Origin of the sequence: Streptomyces flaveus (genome assembly GCF_014647675.1) — a bacterium.
Classification (GTDB): domain Bacteria; phylum Actinomycetota; class Actinomycetes; order Streptomycetales; family Streptomycetaceae; genus Streptomyces; species Streptomyces flaveus.
This window is the reverse complement of record NZ_BMPQ01000008.1, coordinates 66,032-84,525: the sequence shown is the minus strand read 5'-3', so window position 1 is coordinate 84,525 and position 18,494 is coordinate 66,032. Positions and strand designations below refer to the sequence as shown.

General features: G+C 70.9%; 15 protein-coding genes. 8 read left to right on the top strand and 7 right to left on the bottom strand.

Going from position 1 to position 18,494, the window contains the following annotated elements; translation table 11 throughout:
• The first annotated feature begins 370 nt into the window (after positions 1–370).
• Positions 371–1,240 carry an alpha/beta fold hydrolase gene (locus IEZ21_RS18335; protein WP_189322991.1) on the top strand — a complete coding sequence of 290 codons (870 nt, stop codon included), beginning with the start codon at positions 371–373 and terminating at the stop codon, positions 1,238–1,240.
• A 44-nt stretch (positions 1,241–1,284) separates the two neighbouring features.
• Here the strand turns inward: IEZ21_RS18335 and IEZ21_RS18330 are convergent, their stop codons facing one another.
• From IEZ21_RS18330 to IEZ21_RS18320, 3 genes are all read right to left on the bottom strand, one after another.
• Positions 1,285–2,892 (bottom strand): transporter, encoded by a 1,608-nt coding sequence (locus IEZ21_RS18330; RefSeq protein ID WP_189322990.1) that lies wholly within the window; start codon positions 2,890–2,892, stop codon positions 1,285–1,287.
• Positions 2,889–3,680 (bottom strand): ABC transporter ATP-binding protein, encoded by a 792-nt coding sequence (locus tag IEZ21_RS18325; RefSeq protein WP_189322989.1) that lies wholly within the window; start codon positions 3,678–3,680, stop codon positions 2,889–2,891. The genes IEZ21_RS18330 and IEZ21_RS18325 overlap by 4 nt, the downstream gene beginning before the upstream one ends.
• Positions 3,681–3,866: 186 nt before the next feature.
• Positions 3,867–4,547 carry a bifunctional DNA primase/polymerase gene (locus IEZ21_RS18320; protein WP_189322988.1) on the bottom strand — a complete coding sequence of 227 codons (681 nt, stop codon included), beginning with the start codon at positions 4,545–4,547 and terminating at the stop codon, positions 3,867–3,869.
• A 327-nt stretch (positions 4,548–4,874) separates the two neighbouring features.
• Here IEZ21_RS18320 and IEZ21_RS18315 point away from each other — a divergent pair, with 327 nt between their 5' ends.
• Positions 4,875–6,260 carry an NsdA family TPR-like regulatory protein gene (locus IEZ21_RS18315; protein ID WP_189322987.1) on the top strand — a complete coding sequence of 462 codons (1,386 nt, stop codon included), beginning with the start codon at positions 4,875–4,877 and terminating at the stop codon, positions 6,258–6,260.
• Between the two features lie 157 nt (positions 6,261–6,417).
• On the top strand, positions 6,418–8,712 hold the full coding sequence (locus tag IEZ21_RS18310) for a hypothetical protein (protein WP_189322986.1): 2,295 nt from the start codon (positions 6,418–6,420) through the stop codon (positions 8,710–8,712).
• Positions 8,713–9,094: 382 nt separating this feature from the next.
• Here IEZ21_RS18310 and IEZ21_RS18305 read toward each other — a convergent pair whose 3' ends face one another.
• Positions 9,095–10,378, bottom strand: coding sequence for an ABC transporter substrate-binding protein (locus tag IEZ21_RS18305; protein WP_189322985.1), 1,284 nt, complete (start codon positions 10,376–10,378; stop codon positions 9,095–9,097).
• A gap of 118 nt (positions 10,379–10,496) precedes the next feature.
• On the opposite strand from IEZ21_RS18305, the gene IEZ21_RS18300 reads away from it, so the two are divergent.
• Together IEZ21_RS18300 and purU are read left to right on the top strand one after the other, a co-directional pair.
• The gene (locus IEZ21_RS18300) at positions 10,497–10,997 is read left to right on the top strand and encodes an SCO4402 family protein (RefSeq protein WP_033321927.1); all 501 of its coding nucleotides are present in this window, start codon (positions 10,497–10,499) and stop codon (positions 10,995–10,997) included.
• A gap of 87 nt (positions 10,998–11,084) precedes the next feature.
• Complete coding sequence (purU, locus tag IEZ21_RS18295) at positions 11,085–11,969, top strand: formyltetrahydrofolate deformylase (protein ID WP_189322984.1); 885 nt, start codon at positions 11,085–11,087, stop codon at positions 11,967–11,969.
• Between the two features lie 65 nt (positions 11,970–12,034).
• Here the strand turns inward: purU and IEZ21_RS18290 are convergent, their stop codons facing one another.
• Both IEZ21_RS18290 and IEZ21_RS18285 read right to left on the bottom strand, forming a co-directional pair.
• Positions 12,035–13,468 carry a zf-HC2 domain-containing protein gene (locus IEZ21_RS18290; protein ID WP_246567862.1) on the bottom strand — a complete coding sequence of 478 codons (1,434 nt, stop codon included), beginning with the start codon at positions 13,466–13,468 and terminating at the stop codon, positions 12,035–12,037.
• On the bottom strand, positions 13,465–14,046 hold the full coding sequence (locus IEZ21_RS18285) for a sigma-70 family RNA polymerase sigma factor (protein ID WP_033321929.1): 582 nt from the start codon (positions 14,044–14,046) through the stop codon (positions 13,465–13,467). Before IEZ21_RS18285 ends, IEZ21_RS18290 begins: the two co-directional genes overlap by 4 nt.
• A gap of 394 nt (positions 14,047–14,440) precedes the next feature.
• Here IEZ21_RS18285 and IEZ21_RS18280 point away from each other — a divergent pair, with 394 nt between their 5' ends.
• Both IEZ21_RS18280 and IEZ21_RS18275 read left to right on the top strand, forming a co-directional pair.
• A complete protein-coding gene (locus IEZ21_RS18280; protein WP_051744797.1) occupies positions 14,441–14,851 on the top strand; it encodes an STAS domain-containing protein in 411 nt (136 codons plus the stop codon).
• 257 nt (positions 14,852–15,108) lie between these two features.
• Positions 15,109–15,621 carry an EF-hand domain-containing protein gene (locus IEZ21_RS18275; RefSeq protein WP_189322983.1) on the top strand — a complete coding sequence of 171 codons (513 nt, stop codon included), beginning with the start codon at positions 15,109–15,111 and terminating at the stop codon, positions 15,619–15,621.
• Here IEZ21_RS18275 and IEZ21_RS18270 read toward each other — a convergent pair.
• On the bottom strand, positions 15,605–17,131 hold the full coding sequence (locus IEZ21_RS18270) for a class I adenylate-forming enzyme family protein (RefSeq protein WP_189322982.1): 1,527 nt from the start codon (positions 17,129–17,131) through the stop codon (positions 15,605–15,607). The genes IEZ21_RS18275 and IEZ21_RS18270 overlap by 17 nt on opposite strands.
• Before the next feature lie 160 nt (positions 17,132–17,291).
• Here IEZ21_RS18270 and IEZ21_RS18265 point away from each other — a divergent pair, with 160 nt between their 5' ends.
• On the top strand, positions 17,292–18,485 hold the full coding sequence (locus tag IEZ21_RS18265; RefSeq protein ID WP_189322981.1) for an amidohydrolase family protein: 1,194 nt from the start codon (positions 17,292–17,294) through the stop codon (positions 18,483–18,485).
• Positions 18,486–18,494: the final 9 nt, after the last annotated feature.

Genomic DNA, 18,494 nt, shown 5'->3' with positions numbered 1-18,494 from the left:
GCGCCGGGGCCTGTCCTCCCCTGTGCTGACCCGGAGCCCCGAGCTCCCAGGGTCATCCCCTTCGGACCGTTTTCCCCGAGCGGCCCGCCTCCCGCTGAAGATCTCCCCTCGGCGGCGGCGATCAATCCCTGAAGGGTGTCACTCGAAGGAGGGGTGTTACCGTGCAAGGACCTCGTTTTCGAACGGACATTCGATAACGTGGGAGTAACGGAACCCCCGCACGGGACGCAGGAATATTCAACGGGCGCAACCAGCGAGCACAAGCAGCGGCAACAACCAGCAGGAGCAGCGGTACGACGAGCCAGTACGAGCGCGACGGCCGACTCGTGCGGGACGAGCGGGCCGAGTGGATCAAGGGGGGTGCCAACGTATGGTGCGGCGCATCGACGTGACCGGAGCGGGCGGCGTAAGCCTCGCCGCCTGGGAGTTCGCCGATCCTCCCAAGGCCGGGGAGGTCGAGCGGACGCCGGGCGTGCTGTTACTGCACGGTCTGATGGGCCGTGCCTCACACTGGGCGTCCACCGCCCGCTGGCTCTCCGAGCGGCATCGCGCCGTCGCACTCGACCAGCGCGGCCACGGCCAGAGCGACAAGCCCCCCGAGGGCCCGTACACACGTGAGGCGTACGTCGACGACGCCGAGGCCGCGCTCGAACAGCTCGGTCTCGCCCCCGCCGTCCTGATCGGCCACTCCATGGGCGCGCTGACCGCCTGGCAGCTCGCCGCGAAGCGCCCCGACCTCGTAAGCGGCCTGATCATCTGCGACATGCGGGCCTCCGCACTCGGCGCGGCCTCGCAGCGCGAGTGGGAGGCGTGGTTCAAGTCGTGGCCCGCCCCCTTCGCCACGCTCGCCGACGTCCGCAAGTGGTTCGGCGAGGACGACCCCTGGGTGGAACGCCCGAACCCCTCCCGCGGCGAGTTCTACGCCGAGGTCATGGCCGAGTCCGACGACGGCTGGCGCCCCGTCTTCGAGCCCGGGCAGATGCTCAAGGCCCGCGAGACCTGGGTGTACGACGCCCACTGGGAGGAGCTGACCCAGGTCCGCTGCCCCGCCCTCGTCGTACGCGGCCTCGACGGCGAACTCGGCCGCGCCGAGTCCCAGGAGATGGTCCGCGTCCTGCCCCAGGGCCAGTACGCGGAGGTCGCCGACGCCGGCCACCTCGTGCACTACGACCAGCCGGACGCGTGGCGGGCGGCGATCGAACCGTTCCTGGACGGGCTCGCTCCGCCGGGGGCGCGGTGAAAAAGCGAGCGCCGAGCCCCCTCACCCGTAAGACGCGCTCTGCCTCACCCTTTGCTGACCGCCGCCAGAATCTCCGGCAGCCGCCGTGCCGTCCGCGGTGCGGCGAGCCGTAGCCCCAGCAGGGTGATCCCCGCGCCGTACGCGGTCCCGAGCGGCAGCAGCAGCCATGTCCAGTCCTCGCCGCCCGCCGACACATGCAGCCAGATCGTGAACGCGATGACCGGCGCGCACAGCAGGGCTGCCGCGACCATGCCGCCGAAGATGGAGATCCAGGCGAGGCCCGCCTGCCCGGGGGCCACGTTCTTGTAGCCCTCCTGCGGGATCGAGTACGGGAAGCGCGCGGAGGACCAGGCTCCGGTGGCCAGCATCGCGCCGAGCAGCGCGAAGGACAGGCCCAGGACTTCGGGCAGGGCGGGCCAGTCGCCGAGCATCGCCGTGGTCAGGACCGTCACGAGCGTCGCGTACGGGAGCGTGATCAGCAGGAGTGCCAACGCCCGCGCCCGCAGCTCGACATACGCGTCCCGTGTGGAGGAAATGGTCAGCGCGACCATCCAGAACGCGGACGTGTCCTGCCCGAACTGGTTGTACATCTGGATCCCGAGCATCCCGGCGGCGAAGCAGGCGAAATAGATCGAACCGGTGCCCTGCAGCGCGTTGAACACCGGCACGATCAGCCCGATCGCGAGCGAGGTCACCCACGCGGCTTTCGTCTTCGGGTCGCGCCACACATACCGCAGGCTGCGCTCCATGACCGTGCCCGTGCGCCCGGCGGGCAGCAGCCGGGACAGGCCGGACGAGCGGCCCGCCTTGTCCCGCGTGGGCTCGGCGGCCTGGAGCGTGGAGCCGTCCGGCGAGGTCATCAGCCGGGTCAGACTCCGCTGCCAGAGAGCCAGCAGGGCCACCAACGCCCCGGCACTCAGGGCGAGTTGGGCGACTCCAGTGGCGTACGAACCCTCGTTCACCGAGTCCACCGCGCCGATCGCCGAGGCGGGCGGCACCCAGCGCAGCACCTCGGCCGCAGGGTCCAGCGTCGACAGGCCGGACGAACCGAGCTTCTGCGCCCCGAAGTTGACGAGCTGCGCGCCCACGGCGATCACCAGTCCGCTCAGCACGGCGAGATCGCGGCCCTTGCGGCTGGTCAGCAGCCGGGTGTTGGCCGTCGCGACGGCACGCGCGAGGGCCACGCAGACGAGCAGCGCGAGGACGATCGCGACGACCCCGGTGACGTACGCGGCCGTGCTGTGCGCCATCGCGATCACGGAACCGGCGAACATGCACAGCGTGAAAAGCGGCCCGATACCGACCAGCGAGGCCACCAGCAGGGCCCGCACGAGCGGGCGCGGGCGCAGCGGCAGCATCACAAGGCGGGTCGGGTCGAGCGTCTCGTCGCCGCCGGCGAAGAACAGGGGCATCACGGCCCAGCCGAGCGCCAGGACGGCCGTGAGCAGCACGGTGACGCTCGCCGCGTGCGTGTTGCCGCGCAGCGCGATCAGGCCGATGAGCTGGAGCGCGGCGAAGAGCAGCACGAAGACGATCGACGCGACGTACGCGGCCCGCCGTCCGGCCGACTGCCGCAGACCGTTGCGCAGAAGGGACAGCTTCAGGCGTACGACGACGGGGGTGACCGAGCCGACGGAGGCGGTCGTGCTCATCGGGCGCCGCCGCCCAGCCAGTCGAGGTCGGAGGCGGTGTCGCGGCCGTTCGCCCCGACGAGTTCGAGGAACGCCTGCTGGAGGGAGCGCTCCGCGCCGCGCACCTCGGCGAGCGTGCCGTGTGCGCGGATACGGCCTGCGGCCATCACGGCGACCCAGTCGCACAGCGACTCGACCAACTCCATGACGTGGGAGGAGAAGACGACGGTGGCGCCGGAGGCGGTGTAGCGCTCCAGGACGCCGCGGATCGTCTGCGCGGAGACGGGGTCGACGCCCTCGAACGGCTCGTCCAGGAAGAGGACTTCGGGGTTGTGGAGGAGCGCGGAGGCGAGACCGATCTTCTTCCGCATCCCGGTCGAGTAGTCGACGACGAGCTTGTGCTGGGCGCCGGCCAGGTCGAGTACGTCCATGAGCTGGGTGGCCCGCTTGTCGACCTCGGCACCGGGCAGCCCCCGCAACCGCCCGGTGTACGCGAGGAGTTCCCGCCCCGAAAGCCGCTCGAACAGCCGCAGCCCCTCGGGCAGGACACCGATACGGGCCTTGACCTCCGTCGGATCACGCCACACGTCATGCCCGACGACCTCGACGGACCCCTGGTCGGGCCGCAGCAGCCCGGTCACCATCGACAGGGTGGTGGTCTTCCCGGCCCCGTTCGGCCCGACCAGCCCGATGAACCGCCCCGCGGGCAACTCCAGATCAACCCCCGCAACGGCGACCTGCTCCCCGAACCGCTTCCACAACCCCTGCACGCGCACGGCGACTTCGCCCACGTCGGCTCCCTCCGTCATGGGTGCACGATACGGGGCAGAGCCCCATAAGGGGCGCGGGGAACTGCGCGCTCAGCCCACGACGACCCGCAGGTAAATACGCACCCGACGGGGCAGCGACCCTTTAGGGGCGCGGGGCTGTTGTCGATTTGCGGCTCCGCCGCGTGGGCGCGACCAGCCACAACGGACCCGCAGCCGTCCTACCGCCTACCCGCGGAGCGACCGCCGTACATCCCGCCCACACGCGTAAGCGATAGGCGAGATCAACTCCTCCACATCAGGCAACCACCGGTTGGCGGGCGTGGGCCGACAGGCCCACTGAACCCTCCCGTGCGCCCCGAACCGCGTAGGCGGCGCAGCCACATACGTACCCTCACCGAGCACATCCAGATCGAGGGAGGCGAGCGGCCACCCCAGCTTCCGTACGAGATCGGGCACTTTCGCAGCGGCACCCGGCAGCACGAAGAACTGCACCCGCCGGTCCGGTGTGCAGGTCACGGGCCCGAGCGTCAGCTCCATGCGCCGCATGCGGGCGAGCGCGAGGAACCCCGCCGTCTCCGGGACGGAAATCGCGTCGAACGTACGGCCCGTAGGCAGCAGGATCGACGCCGTCGGCTGCTTCGCCCAGAGCCGGCGCGCGGCGGTCGCACTGCCCGTGGCCTGTGTCGGCCAGTCCTCCCGCGCCGGATGCGCGCCGGGTGCGATGCAGGAGGGCTCGCCGCACGAGCAGCGCTGCACCCCGTCGACGGCTTCCAGCCAAGTGCCGGGAAACACGTCCCAGTGGCGCTCTTCGGCATAGCGCACGGCGATGTCCTGCAGTGTTTCCAGTGCTTCCCCGCGCTGCTTGGGGATCCGCGCGGCTTCGGTGCTGGTGATGGTCTCTTCCATGCACAGCTCAACTCCCGCACCCACCGGGCGTTACGGCCCCTGCGTGCGCGGTGGGGGAGCACCGTTTTCGCATGTGGGGCGCATGGATGCATGGGTGGGGGCGCGCACGGGCAACGGCAGCGGGGGCTGGGTAGCCACGTGTGGGGTACGGCAACTGTCCGTACCCCGGCAATCCTCGTATGTCTCGCATCTTCGGTTTGTCCGCGGGGCATTGATCTTCGAGGCCGGATCTTTTCGTTCCTTTCACGGAAGCCGGAGGAGGTTCCGGCCGCTGAGGACACGTCAACTCGGTGCGTGGGCAGGCACCGCAGCCACAGGGGGTACGCCATGGCCGCAAGGCCTCTCGTCGCCAGGCAGCCGAACGAGCGGCTGCAAGCGCTCATCCAGGAAGCGGGCTGCTCGAACGCCGGGCTGGCCCGCCGGGTCAACATGTGCGGCGCGGAACACGGTCTCGATCTGCGCTACGACAAAACGTCCGTGGCGCGCTGGTTGCGCGGTCAGCAGCCACGCGGGCGGGCGCCGGCCATCATCGCCGAGGCGCTGGGCCGCAAGCTGGGCCGGACGGTCACGATCGACGAGATCGGGATGGCGAACGGCAAGAACCTCGCCTCCGGGGTGGGCCTGCAGTTCTCGCCGACCGTCGTCGGCGCCATAGAGCAGGTCTGCGAGCTGTGGCGCAGTGACGTGGGGCGGCGGGACTTCCTGTCCGGCTCGTCCGTCGCCGCCTCCGCGCTCGTCGAGCCGAGCCGCGACTGGCTGATCTCCGCGCCGGACGCACAGGTGGCGCGCTCGGTGGGGCCGCGGGTCGGGTCGGCCGACGTGGCGGCGGTGAAGGCGATGACGCAGGCGCTGGTGGATCTGGACCACCAGTACGGCAGCGGGCACGTACGCCCGGTGGTCGTGCACTACCTGAACGGCGTGGTCTCCGGGCTGCTGGCGGGCTCGTACCGGGAAGCCGTCGGGCGTGAACTGTTCGCGGCGGTCGCGCGGTTGACGGAGCTGGCGGGCTATATGGCCGTCGACACCGGGCAGCCGGGGCTCGCGCAGCGCTACTACATCCAGGCACTGCGGCTGGCGCAGGCGGCGGGGGATCGCGGGTACGGCGGGTACGTACTGGCCGCGTCCATGAGCCACCTGGCCGCGCAGCTCGGGAACCCGCGGGAGATCGCGCAGTTGGCGCGGGCGGCGCAGGAGGGGGCGCGCGGGCGGGTGACGCCGCGTGCGGAGGCGATGTTCCACGCCGCGGAGGCGCGCGGGCACGCGCTCATGGGTGACGCGCGGGCGGCTCAGGTGGCGTCGGGGCGGGCGGTCAACGCGATGGAGGCGGCCGACGACGCCTCCGGGGACGATCCGCGGTGGATCGCGCACTTCGATGAGGCGTATCTGGCCGATGAGTTGGCGCATTGTCATCGGGACCTCGGGCAGGCCCAGGCGGCCGCGCGGTGTGCGGAGGAGTCCCTCGCCGGGCACCCGGAGTCGCGCGCCCGGCGCCGCGCGATCGGGTTCGTCCTGCTGGCCACCGCGCAGGTGCAGCAGCGTGAGGTGGAACAGGCCTGCCATACGGGGATGAAGGCGGTCGAGCTCCTCAACACGCTCCGTTCCAACCGTGGCGCCGAGTACCTGGAGGACTTCCAGCAGCGGCTGGAGCCGTACCAGGACGAGCCGGTGGTACGGGAGTTCGGGGCGCGGCTGGATCTGCAGGCGGCGGCGTGAGAGGGCCTGAGAGGCCATTAACAGCGTCCTGCGCGGCGATTCTGTTACACGTGCGCGGTGGGGCGAGAGTCACGTCCTGAGCTGCGTGGCATCGGATTGTGGGGACCCGGTAGCGTGAACCGATGATTCCATAGGTCCCCCATTCGTAGGAGTCCCGGTGACGCAGAACGGACAGGGCGAGGAGCCCTCGCCGCGCCCCGCGCGCGAAGGCATCGTGCTGCCGTCCGACGGCAGCGCCCCTCTGCTGCCGGGCACCCCACCGGACCACACGACGCCGGCGGGCGGCCAGTCCTGGGACCAGCCCTGGGGCCCCGGCCGGCCACCGCAGGCTCCGCCGGGCCAGGATCAGGACCAGGGCTGGCAGGACACGGCACAGGACGGGAGCACCCCCGCTCCGTCCTGGGGCGCCCCGTCCGACCCCACGTCCGGCTGGACCGGCGACCAGGGCTCGGAGTACGGAGCGCAGGGCTCCGCCACGGCGCCGCAGTACGGCCAGTACGGCACACAGAGCGCCGACACCCCGCCCCAGTGGGGCGCCCCGTCGGCACCGAGCGGAGAGGGCCACCAGCCCCCTCCGGCCAACGCACCGGCTCCACAACCGCACCAGTCACCTGAAACGGGAGGGCTCCCCCCGGAGGGCCCGACCACACCGCCACAGGGGGCGGAGGGGTACGGCGCGCCGCAGGGGACGGCCGGATTCGGCACGCCGCAGGCGCCAAGCGGCTCCGCAGGGCCGCAGGCGCAGGGCGGATACGGCGCTCCGCAGGCGCCCACCGGTGCCTCCGGCTCGCAGACGCCGGACGCGTACGGCACGCCGCAGACTCCCCATGGCCAGTCGGCGCCACTGCCTCCTGCCGAGCACACGGCCCCGCAGGCACCAGGCGGCTACGCCGCTTCACCGGACTTCGCGGGTCAGCCGACCCCGCAGAGGTCCGGCAGACACGGTGCCCCGCAGGCGTCTGCCGAGCCGGGCGCCTCGCAGGCGCCGGGCAATCCTGGTGGGCCGCAGGCGCAGGGAGGCGCCGCTGGTTCGCCGACGTTCGCCGGTCACTCGGCGCCGCAGGGGTCCGGCAGGCACGGTGCCCCGCAAGGGCCCACCGGTCCTGCTGCCCCACAGGCCCAAGGCGGTTACGCCGCCCCACAGGGAGCCGGCGACCCCGCAGCCTCCCGGACACCAGCCGCGTACGACCCCTCCCAGCCCTCAGCCGGTCACGCGGCGCCCCTTCCCCCCGCCGAGCGCGCAGCGCAGTCGCAGCCCTCCGGGCCGGGCAGGCACTCCGCTCCCCTGCCTCCCGCAGCCGGTGGAGACGAAGGCGCCACCCAGTACCTGCCGCCCGTCCCGACCGGAGCGTCCGGGGCGCCCGGCGATGAGGGCGCCACCCAGTACATCCCTCCCGTGAGCCCGGGTGCTCTGCCGCCGGAGGCCCCGGCACCCTCCGACGCCGAGGCGACGCGGTTCCTTGGCCGGGTCCGGCAGGGCGGGCCTGGGCCGATGCCCGCCGCGGGAGCCACGGCCACAGGGGCGGGTGCCGGGCCCTTGCCCCCCGCCGCCGACCCCAATGCCGAGGCCACGCAGTACATCGCGCCGATTCCCGCGCAGCCGCAGCCCACAGGCGCGGCGTACGGGATACGCCCTGGCGCGCCGGGCGACCGGCAGCCACCGGCCGAGTTCGACAACCTCTTCCGGGAGACGTCGGACGGCCCGGACGCCACGCAGCAGCTGCCGCAGTTCGACCTGCAGTCGGCGCCCGGCGGACGCGCCGCCCGGCGCGAGCGCGGGGCGGCGGACAGCGGCCACGGCAACGGCGGCGGCAAGAGCAGCCGCGGTCGCATACCCCTCATCGCCGCCGTAGGCGTCGGCATCGCCGTGCTCGGCATCGGCGCGGGCGCCCTGCTCAGCGGCGGCGGAGGCGACGACAGCGGCGACGAGAACAAGACCGTGGCAGACACCGCCCCCACCGCCGAGGAGTCCCCGTCCGCCTCCGCCTCCGCCGACCCGGCCAAGGCCCAGGCCGTGGCCCTCGACAAGCTCCTGGCGGACAGCAACGACAGCCGTGACGCGGTGATCAGGGCCGTATCCAACGTACGTACGTGCACCAACCTCGGCCAGGCCGCCACCGACCTGCGTAACGCCGCCGAGCAGCGCAACGGACTGGTCACCCGCCTCGCGAGCCTCCCCGTCGACAAGCTGCCGAACCACGCCCAGCTGACCGCCGCGCTCAACAGCGCCTGGAAGGCCTCCGCCTCGGCGGACACCCACTACGCGACCTGGGCCGACCAGGTCGCAGCCAAGAAGGGCTGTCCCAAGGGCCAGGCCCGCACCACCCCCCAGACCCGGGCGGGCAACCGCGAAAGCGGCACCGCAACCACCCAGAAGGCGAAGGCCGCTCCGCTGTGGAACGCCATAGCCCAGACCTACGGCCTGACCGAACGCCAGCCGACCCAGCTTTGACGGGGCGCCTACTGGGCGGGTGGGTTCGGTTCATGGGCGACTGCGGGCCGTCTGTGGCTGGTCGCGCAGTTCCCCGCGCCCCTAAAAGCAAAAACCTGCGGCTCCACGAACCGTCAGCCACGACGTGCCCGCGCTTGCCCTCCGGCGGGAGGGGTCGTGGGCCGGTGCGTCGTATGCCCGTCGCGTAGGTCCGGTCTCGGAGAACCAGGGCCTTGTACCAGGCCAGGGCCGTATGCCCGCCCTGCGACGGGCTGACGCACCGGCCCACGGCCCCGCACCCACCACCCACCCAGGGGCGCGGGGAACGGCGCGACCAGCCACCCACACACCCGCACCCGAAAACGAACCCAACCCGCCCAACCGCCGGAGGCAACCCGCGGAGCTAACCCGCGTTCTCCAGGATCCGAGACACGTTCGTAAACCCCTTCCGAGCCGCGACCAGCTGTCCATCGCGCACCACCTGGAAGGTCACGTTCGAGTTGATCACCCGCGGAAACCCGCTCGCCGCGATCAGATCCTGGAAGGCCCAGCTCAGCGTAGGCGTCAGCCCGCCCGTCTCGATCTTCAGCCCGTCATCGAGCGCCCGCCGCACCGTGCGCGCGGACACCTCGCCGTCGCCCAGCGACTCGATGGTCTTCTCCAGGACGGTGTACGCGATCCACGTGGTCTGCACGCCCGCGTCCGAGGCGTCGATCCGGTTGTCGCCGAAGGCCTCCTTCTGGATCACATCGCGCATCGCGTCCCAGCGCGCGTCGCTCGACGCGGGGTACCAGCCGGTGACGTACGCCCCCTCGTACGTACGGCCCGTGGCGTTGATCACCGACTGGTCGACGCTGCCGAGCACGGTCGCGGTCCGTACCGCCGGGTAGTCCTCGGCGATGCGCCGGAAGGAGTCCATGAAGGTGTTCGTGCGGTCGCCGAGCGCGGGCACCACGCATCCCTTCTTCGTGGGGTCGGACGTGGCCCGCTCGATGGCGTCCTCGGCATGCCGCGAGTACTCCGTGGCGTCCTCGACGGCCCGCAGGTCGCCGGCCTCCGCGTGGTTTCCGGCGGTGAGGCCGGCGTCGAGCAGCACCGGCAGCCCGTCGCCGGCGATCGTGTCCGGGCGTACGAGGGTGACGGGGCCGCAGTTCTTGGCGAGCTCCCGGCCGAGGCCGGCCAGCAGCGCGGGCTGGCCGCCGTTGACGGGGTAGGAGTTCGGGCTGGTGAACTCGTCGTCGGTGAGGCCGTACCCGCCGATGTACGGGATGCCGGCCGCCTCCAGCGGGGAGAGGAAGGAACGGCCGTACTGGCTGTACGAGCCCACGACCGCGACGACGTTCTCGTCGACAGCGCGCCGGGCGCACTCGGCGGCGCCCACCGAGTCGTTGCGCTCGTTGCAGGTGATCACGTTCAGCTCACGGCCGTTGATGCCGCCGCCCTTGTTGACCCAGCGTGCGTAGGTCTTCGCCATGGCGGGCATACCGGGCTTGTTCGTCGTCCTGGTCTTCTCCGGGGCCATGGTCATGACGGTCACGGGGCCGTCTCCGGAGCCCCCCGTGCCCCCGGAGACCACCCCGCAACCAGCGGCGAGGGACGCGCACGCCACCAGGGCGCCCGTGGACAGCATGGTGGCCCTGATGCTTCGGGGGCGGAGGGGGGTGGTGGTGCTACGCCTGCCGGTCATGAGCATGCACGATTCCGCCACATTCCAAATGCCCGTGTGATCCTTGCTCAACAATCGGTGACGCCAAGGTGAATAGCAGGGGTCCACGCGGATGGATTCGGGCGGGAACGTACGATCGGTGACCGTGCAAGGTTCGGAGAACTCTTCCCGTCATGGCCGCCGCTCATCCACCATGGGCGGCATGCCACTCAACGACATGCCGTGGTGGCGCTGGCGCAGCAATGTGCGCTCCGCGCTGCACATGCTCTCCGACCCCGGCTTCCAGCAGAACGTCTGGCTCGCGGGCGTGGACGGATACGGCGACGTCACCGACGCCGTCTACCGCCTCGTCGAGGACACCTGGCTGGACAACTGGTCCGCCGAGAAATACGTCGGCACGATCTTCCGGGACTCGCAGGAGGCGGCGCTCGTCGACAGCGCCGTACTGCGCGTGCTGCGGATCATGCACCAGGTGGGGCCGGACGCGCCCGTCTCCGCCTACCTTGAGCACCAGGCGTGGCCGGAGGCCGTGCGGGCCGCCCGGGACGCGCATGTGCGGATGGCGACGAGCGACGGGGAGGACCCGGACGCACAACCGCGCACGCTCGAGGTGCTCCGCATCATGACGCGGTCGGCCTGACCGTACGTCCGGCCGTACGAGCGGTCGTGCGTCCGTGGAGTGGAACGTGCGCTCTCCGCGTCGTACCGGTATGGGACCCTGGCCTGCATGACCGAGCAGTCCGTCCGCGGGGCCGAGCCCGCCGCCGACCAGTACGTCCTGACCCTCTCCTGCCCGGACAGGAAGGGGATCGTGCACGCCGTGTCGAGCTACCTCTTCATGACCGGGTGCAACATCGAGGACAGCCAGCAGTTCGGCGACCACGACACGGGGCTGTTCTTCATGCGGGTCCACTTCTCCGCGGAACCGCCGGTCACCCTGGACAAGCTGCGCGCCAGCTTCGCCGCCATCGGTGACTCCTTCCAGATGGACTGGCAGATCAACCGCGCCGAGGACAAGATGCGCATCGTCCTCATGGTCAGCAAGTTCGGCCACTGCCTGAACGACCTGCTCTTCCGCGCCCGGACCGGTGCGCTGCCCGTGGAGATCGCCGCCGTGGTGTCCAACCACACAGACTTCGCCGAACTCGTCGCCTCGTACGACATCCCCTTCCACCACCTCCCGGTCACCAGGGACAACAAGCCGCAGGCCGAGGCGCAGCTGCTGGAGCTCGTGCGCGAGGAGAGGGTGGAACTGGTCGTCCTCGCCCGCTATATGCAGGTCCTCTCCGACGACCTGTGCAAGCAGCTGAGCGGCCGGATCATCAACATCCACCACTCCTTCCTGCCGAGCTTCAAGGGAGCGAAGCCGTACCACCAGGCGCACACGCGCGGGGTGAAGCTCATCGGCGCCACCGCGCACTATGTGACGGCCGACCTCGACGAGGGGCCGATCATCGAGCAGGAGGTCGAGCGCGTGGGCCACGAGCTCAGGCCGGACCAACTCGTCGCCGTGGGGCGCGATGTCGAGTGCCAGGCGCTGGCGCGGGCGGTCAAGTGGCACGCGGAGCGCCGGATTCTGCTGAACGGGCGGCGGACGGTCGTGTTCGCCTGAGGCCTGGCGTCTTCGCCTGAAGCCTGGCGCGTGGGCGTATGCGCCCCTGCATCACATCCCCTGCATCACATCCGGCTCATCGAAGCCGCCGCGAACAGTACGTCCCTGATCGCCTCCCGGTCCCCCTTCTGCCCGGCTGCCGCCTCCTCGGGCGAGACATGGCCGGCCGCCAGGCGGCAGAACTCGACCCCGTCGAGCGCCACATGGGCCACTTCGTGGTCGGCGGAGGGAAGCGCGCCGGGAGAGTCGAGCGGGATGAGCCACTCGCCGCCGCCGGAACCCTCGATCTCCAGGCGCAGGCTGCGGCCCGGCGCACCGGCCGGAACGAGATGCCGCGCGCGGCCGGGCCCGGCGAGCCCCGCCTGCCGGCGGGCGGCCAGCGCCCCCGGCAGCATGCGTGCCCCGAGGTCGATCACCCGGTGCAACTGCCGCGGGGCGGGCGGCTCGTACGGATAGTCCACGGCCTCCGCGATGTCCCACGCGTGCATCCAGCACTCGAAGGCCCGGTCCAGCATCGCGTCCCGCAGCGGCAACTCGAAGTCGCCGTACGGCACGGACAGTTGCCCGGAACCTCCGGCCGCGAACGACACCGTACGCACGAGGTCGTGGCTCTGCTCGCGCCACGGTCCGCGTACGGAGCGGGTGTGCGGGAAGTGTGCCGCGTGCCAGAAGGCCTCGGTGCGGCCCGCCGGGGTCTGGGCGCGCGCGGCGATGTCGCCGAGCGGGTCGTCCAGGCCGAGGGCGACCGCTACGAGACCGTCGACGGCCAACAGGTGGGCGATGACCTTGGCGACGGTCGTACGCCGATTCGTGGGCTTGTCGCCCTCGAACCAGTGCAGCCGTACGGGCGCGTGCCACTCGGCGTCGCCGAAGTCCTGGAGCAGCGCGTCGAGCCGGGCGGCCTCCGCGTCGTACGGGGCCGCCCATTCGGGCACCGGTATACGGGGCGGGCGCCGGGCGAGGCAGCCCTCGAGCACCCGCGTGCGCAGCGTCGGGTCCAGATCGAGGCTCTCCGGCTTGTGCAGCAGCCCGACGGCCTCGCGCAGCCGCAGCGCCTCGTCCGCGCAGGCACCGCAGATCCCGAGGTGCTCCTCCACGGCCGCCGTCTCCTCCGGCGAGCATGCGGCCAGCGCCCAGGCGCCGAGCAGCGACTTCAGCACCCGGTGTTCGAGCAGGAGCGGCGCCGGCGGCGGATCGGGCAGCGGCAGCCCCGTGTCCTCCACGGAGGAACGCGGCATGGGGATGCGCGGCGGCCCGTCGGGCGCCTGACCGTTCCTGGGTTCCTTGGCGTTGCCCGGCCCTTGCGGTCCGTTCCCGAAGTCCCCGCCGTCGTCCCCGCCGTCCTGGCTGTCCCCGCCGTCCCTGCCGGGTGGGCCGTTGCCCTGGGCACCCACAGGGCCGCGGTACCCCTCCTCCGATTCCGCTTGCTCCCCGAGCGCGTCGTGGACGTCGTCCTTCTCGTCTCCGCCGTGCTCCCCGAAGTGGTCCGCGTCGTTCACCGTCCACCCCCGTGTTCGGGCGGGGTCCCGGACGGTCCGCTGTCGTGGGCGGTGGCCAGCAACTGGAGACCGAGACGCAGTCGGCGGCGGGCCTCGTCCTCGGTGACGTCCAGGTCGGCGGCGGCCTGGCGGTAGTCGCGGCGCTGGACGTACGCCAGGTCCAGGGCCGCGCGCAGCGGGGCGGGCATGGCCGTGACGATGTAGTCGGCGCGGGCGGCCACCGAGGCGCGGCGCACCTTGCGCTCCAGCTCCTCCGTGCTGCCACCGCCGCCCCGGGCGAGCGCGGCGGTCTCGGTCTGGCGCAGGCGCTGCACGGCGAGGCGGTGGGTCAGCGTGGCGATCCAGGAGCGGAGGGGACCCTGCCTGGGGTCGTACGCCTCCGGGTCCTCCCAGACGTGGGCGAAGACCTCGCGGGTGATGCTGTCGGCAGCCTGTTCGTCATTGAGCACGCGATGGGCAAGTGCGTGCACAAGTGAAGAGAAGCGGTCGTAAAGCTCACCGAGCGCGGCAGCCTCCCCCCGTGCGAGCCGCTGCTGCATCTTGCGGTCCCAGCGGGGCGGCGCGTCCCTGTCGGCCATGCGGCCCCCTCACCCCCGGTCGTGCCCGGCACCTGTCCCTTGTTCACCGGATTCTTGTCCCCGGCATACTCTCGAATGTAGTCGGCAGCCCTGACGGCGCACGCCCCTTTGCCACAATGCGCGCTCCTGGGAGGGCCGCGGATGGTAGTGACCTCCTCACGCTGTGCATGCGTCTACCCTTTCTCGGTCTGATCAGACAGGATCGAAGTAGACCGAGTACGACCGAAACAAGGCGCCTGAGACGCAATTCGTTTCGGGGTCCGGGAGTTTCGCGGAGCGAGGGCGGGGCAGCCGCGCACCCAGGGAAATGCAGGAACCGCTTCCGCTTCCCTTCCCAGGTCTTCGCGGACCTTGCGGACATTATCGGGACCTTTTGGGGCCCGGTCCGGGCTCAATGGGAGATCAGCATCGTCGAGGGAGAGGCAGGCGCGTGACGCTCAGGGTGACCGACGGCGAGCAGGGTGGCTGGGCCGTGCTCCAGGTATCGGGCGAGATGGATCTGGTGACGTCACCGGTACTGCGACAACGGGTGCACGACGCCGTGGCCGACGGCCGGCACAGCCTCGTACTCGACCTCTCCGATGTGCTGTTCTGCGACTCCAGCGGCGTCGGCGTACTCATAGCCACCCGTCGGCTGATCAGCTCCTGCCAGGGCCGCCTCCGCCTCATCCTCCCCGCCCAGGGAGCCGTGGACGGCTCGCACGTCAACCGCGTCCTCGGCGCCCTCGGCGTCCGCCGCCTCTTCGACGTCTACCCGGACGTCGGCGCGGCCGTGGACGACGAGTCGAGCCCGCTGTCGGCGTGAATCCCTTCCGACCGGTCCCCTTCCGACCGGTCCCCTTCCGACCGGTCCCCTTCGGACCCGTCCCCTCTGGGCGGTTCCTGTCGGAGTGATCTCTGTCACGCGCCGACGTTGATCACCCTTGAGAGATCGCGACGCCGTTGTCGCGGAATTACCCCGGTCTTGGCACAAGCGTCGTTTTTCGCTCCTCGGGAGCCCCCGGCGTCGTACGCTCCCTGCCAGACGCACCCCATCTGATGTGTAAGGCGGCCTGAAAAGACATGGTCAGCACCGAGTACGAGCGACGGATCGCCGCCCGGTTCGCCACCTTCGACCAGGACGGCAACGGCTATATAGACCGCGCGGACTTCAACGCGGCGGCCAAGGCGCTGCTCGCCGAGTTCGATACGACGGCCCGGTCCGAGAGAGGACAGGCCCTCTACATCGGCGCGGAGGCCTTCTGGCAGGGCATGGCCGGGATCGCGGACCGGGACGGCGACCAGCGGATCACCCGCGAGGAGTTCGTGAACGGCGCCGTCAAGCGGCTGCGCGACAACCCGGACCGGTTCGCCGAGATCGCCCGCCCGTTCCTGGACGCGGTACTCGCCGTGGCCGACAGCGACCAGGACGGCGCGGTGACCATCGGCGAGACCGCGCGCGTCCTCAAGGTCCTCGGCGTACCCGAGGACATCGCCGCCACCGCGGCCGGCGCCCTCGACACGGACGCCGACGGCCGCATCACCGAGCCGGAGGTCGTGACCGCCTTCGCCCGCTACTTCACGGTGCCGGAGTAGCCGACCCCGAAAAACGCTCCCTCAGCTTGTACTTGAGGACCTTCCGCAGCGTCTCGTTGCGCGGAAGGGCGTCCACCACCTCCAGCTGCTCCGGCAGCTTGTGCACGGACAGCCCTTCCGCGCGGAGATACGAAGTCACCGTCTCCAGTGTCAACGCCGAAGCCCCTGACGGCTGTTCGACCGCCTCGATCACGGCACAGACCCGCTCCCCGCGCTCGGCGTCCGGCAGCCCGATCACCGCGGCGTCGCCGACGTCCGGATGCCGGTGCAGCAGATCCTCGATCTCCTTGGCCGAGATGTTCTCGCCCTTGCGGATGATGACGTCCTTCAGGCGCCCGGTGAGGACCAGATGGCCGCTCTCCGTGAGATGCCCGAGGTCCCCGGTGATCAGAAAACCGTCCTCGTCGAAGGCCTCGGCGGTCTGCGCCGCGTCCAGATAGCCCTTGCAGACGGCTTCCCCGCGCAGCCGCACCTCGCCGTCCACGATCCGTATCTCCATGCCTTCGGGAGGCCGCCCCTCGGTCGTCGCGAGGTCCTCGGGGGTGTCGTCCGGCGACCCCATCGTGATCATCGGCACCTCGGTCATGCCGTACCCGTGCGTGAGCTGGACCCCCATCTCGCGTACGACGGCGTGGTGCACCTCGGGCGGCTTCGGCGCCCCGCCGCCCGCGAGCAGCCGCAGTGTCGGGATGACCGGAGTGCCGGGCTGCTTGCGCTGCTCGGCGAGGAACATCGAGTAGAACGCCGTCGACCCGCCCGCCACCGTCACCCCGTGCTTGCGATACCCCTCCAGTGACTCCGGCAGCGCGAACTTCTCGAAGAGCACCGCCGGGAACCCGTACAGCAGCAGCATCACCAGATAGTCCGGGCCGCCGATGTGCGCGAAGGGGAACGCGATCGAGCCGACATCGTCCGCCGACAGACGCAGCGCGTGCGCGAGACACGACCCGCCCGCGATGAGGGAACGGTCCGTGTGCAGCACGCCCTTGGGGTCGGAGGTCGTGCCCGAGGTCCAGTAGATCCAGCGCACGTCGGTGCCGTCGGAGGGCGGCGGGGGCAGTACGTCCGGATCGCCGTCGGGCAGGGAGTCGTACGCCTCGAAGACGCCCCGCGCCCCGATGCGGTGCGCCATCGCCGTGTGGTCGAAGCCGCGCCACTCGCCCGGCACGGCGAAGTACGCGGCCTCGGATTCCCGCAGCGCGAAGGCGACCTCGCGGTCCCGATAGAAGGGGATGACCGGAGACTGCACCGCCCCGATCCGCGCCAGGGCCATGGCGAGCAGCACCGTTTCGATCCGCGTGGGCAGCTGCCAGGCGACGACCGAGCCGGGGCGCACCCCCATGCCGTACAGGCCCGCAGCCGCCCGTTCCGCCCCCGAACGCAGCTCCTCGAAGGTGAGGGTGCGGTCGTCCTGGAGGAGGACGGGACGGTCGGGCGTGAGCGCGGCACGGCGTTCGACGAGCTCCCAGAAGGTGTGCGAGGTACCGAGGGCATGCGCGGTATCAGTCACGACGGCTCCCCCAAGAGGCCTAAAACTGACGGCTAGTCAGATCGTAGGCAGGAGCGTAGGCCGCGCCGCCTTGTCGGTCCAGGGGTGCGAAGCTAGCCTTCTTTCTGACGGTCCATCAGATACGGGCTGTCGCATCCGCCCGCCGGAGGGGACTGGACCCATGACCGAACTGCCTCGGATCATCAGCGTCGACGACCACGTGATCGAGCCCGCACACCTCTTCGAGACCTGGCTGCCGAAGAAGTACCAGGACCGCGGGCCCAAGCCGCTGACCGCGGGCATCGGGGAACTCGCGTACGTGGGTGGCAAGTACCAGATCACGATGGACCCGGACGGACCGCCGACCGACTGGTGGATCTACGAGGACCTCAAGTTCCCGTACAAGCGCAACATCGCCGCCGTCGGCTTCGACCGCGACGAGATGACGCTGGAGGGCATCACGCGTGCGGAGATGCGGCCGGGCTGCTGGGACCCGGTCGAGCGCCTCAAGGACATGGAGGCCAACCACGTCGAGGCCAGCCTGTGCTTCCCCACCTTCCCGCGCTTCTGCGGGCAGACCTTCGCCGAGGCGCACGACAAGGAAGTGGCCCTGGCCTGTGTGCGCGCGTACAACGACTTCATGGTCGAGGAGTGGTGCGGCGACAGCGGCGGCCGGCTCATCCCGCTGTGCATCATCCCCCTGTGGGACATCGACCTCGCGGTCGCCGAGATCAAGCGGAATGCCGCGCGCGGCGTCAAGGCGGTGACCTTCTCCGAGATCCCCACCCACCTGGGGCTGCCGTCCATCCACTCCGGCTACTGGGACCCGTTCTTCGCGATCTGCCAGGAGACCGGCACGGTCGTCAACATGCACATCGGGTCGTCCTCGCAGATGCCCGCCGCCTCCCCGGACGCACCCCCCGCCGTCCAGGCCTCGCTCAGCTTCAACAACGCAATGGCCTCGATGATGGACTTCCTGTTCAGCGGCGTCCTGGTGAAGTTCCCGCAGCTCAAACTCGCCTACTCCGAAGGGCAGATGGGCTGGATTCCGTACGCCCTGGAGCGGGCCGACGACGTCTGGGAGGAGCACCGCGCCTGGGGCGGTGTACGCGACCTGATCCCCGAGCCCCCGTCGACGTACTACTACCGGCAGATCTTCTGCTGCTTCTTCCGCGACAAGCACGGCGTCGCCTCGCTGGACGTGGTCGGCCGCGACAACGCGACCTTCGAGACCGACTACCCGCACGTCGACTCGACCTTCCCGCACACCAAGGAGGTCGCCCTCGACCATGTGAAGGGCCTCGACGACGAGACGGTCTACAAGCTGATGCGCGGCAACGCGATCCGCATGCTGGACCTGGACTTCGACAAGTAGCCGGACAGG

What these genes read in the sequence shown, in the direction of transcription:
- IEZ21_RS18325 (WP_189322989.1), bottom strand. Translation starts at nt 3,680, where the DNA reads ATGACGGAGGGAGCCGACGTGGGCGAAGTCGCCGTGCGCGTGCAGGGG.
- IEZ21_RS18305 (WP_189322985.1), bottom strand. Translation starts at nt 10,378, where the DNA reads ATGACCGGCAGGCGTAGCACCACCACCCCCCTCCGCCCCCGAAGCATC.
- IEZ21_RS18265 (WP_189322981.1), top strand. Translation starts at nt 17,292, where the DNA reads ATGACCGAACTGCCTCGGATCATCAGCGTCGACGACCACGTGATCGAG.
- IEZ21_RS18320 (WP_189322988.1), bottom strand. Translation starts at nt 4,547, where the DNA reads ATGGAAGAGACCATCACCAGCACCGAAGCCGCGCGGATCCCCAAGCAG.
- IEZ21_RS18280 (WP_051744797.1), top strand. Translation starts at nt 14,441, where the DNA reads ATGGGAGATCAGCATCGTCGAGGGAGAGGCAGGCGCGTGACGCTCAGG.
- IEZ21_RS18275 (WP_189322983.1), top strand. Translation starts at nt 15,109, where the DNA reads ATGGTCAGCACCGAGTACGAGCGACGGATCGCCGCCCGGTTCGCCACC.
- IEZ21_RS18330 (WP_189322990.1), bottom strand. Translation starts at nt 2,892, where the DNA reads ATGAGCACGACCGCCTCCGTCGGCTCGGTCACCCCCGTCGTCGTACGC.
- IEZ21_RS18285 (WP_033321929.1), bottom strand. Translation starts at nt 14,046, where the DNA reads ATGGCCGACAGGGACGCGCCGCCCCGCTGGGACCGCAAGATGCAGCAG.
- IEZ21_RS18315 (WP_189322987.1), top strand. Translation starts at nt 4,875, where the DNA reads ATGGCCGCAAGGCCTCTCGTCGCCAGGCAGCCGAACGAGCGGCTGCAA.
- purU (WP_189322984.1), top strand. Translation starts at nt 11,085, where the DNA reads ATGACCGAGCAGTCCGTCCGCGGGGCCGAGCCCGCCGCCGACCAGTAC.
- IEZ21_RS18335 (WP_189322991.1), top strand. Translation starts at nt 371, where the DNA reads ATGGTGCGGCGCATCGACGTGACCGGAGCGGGCGGCGTAAGCCTCGCC.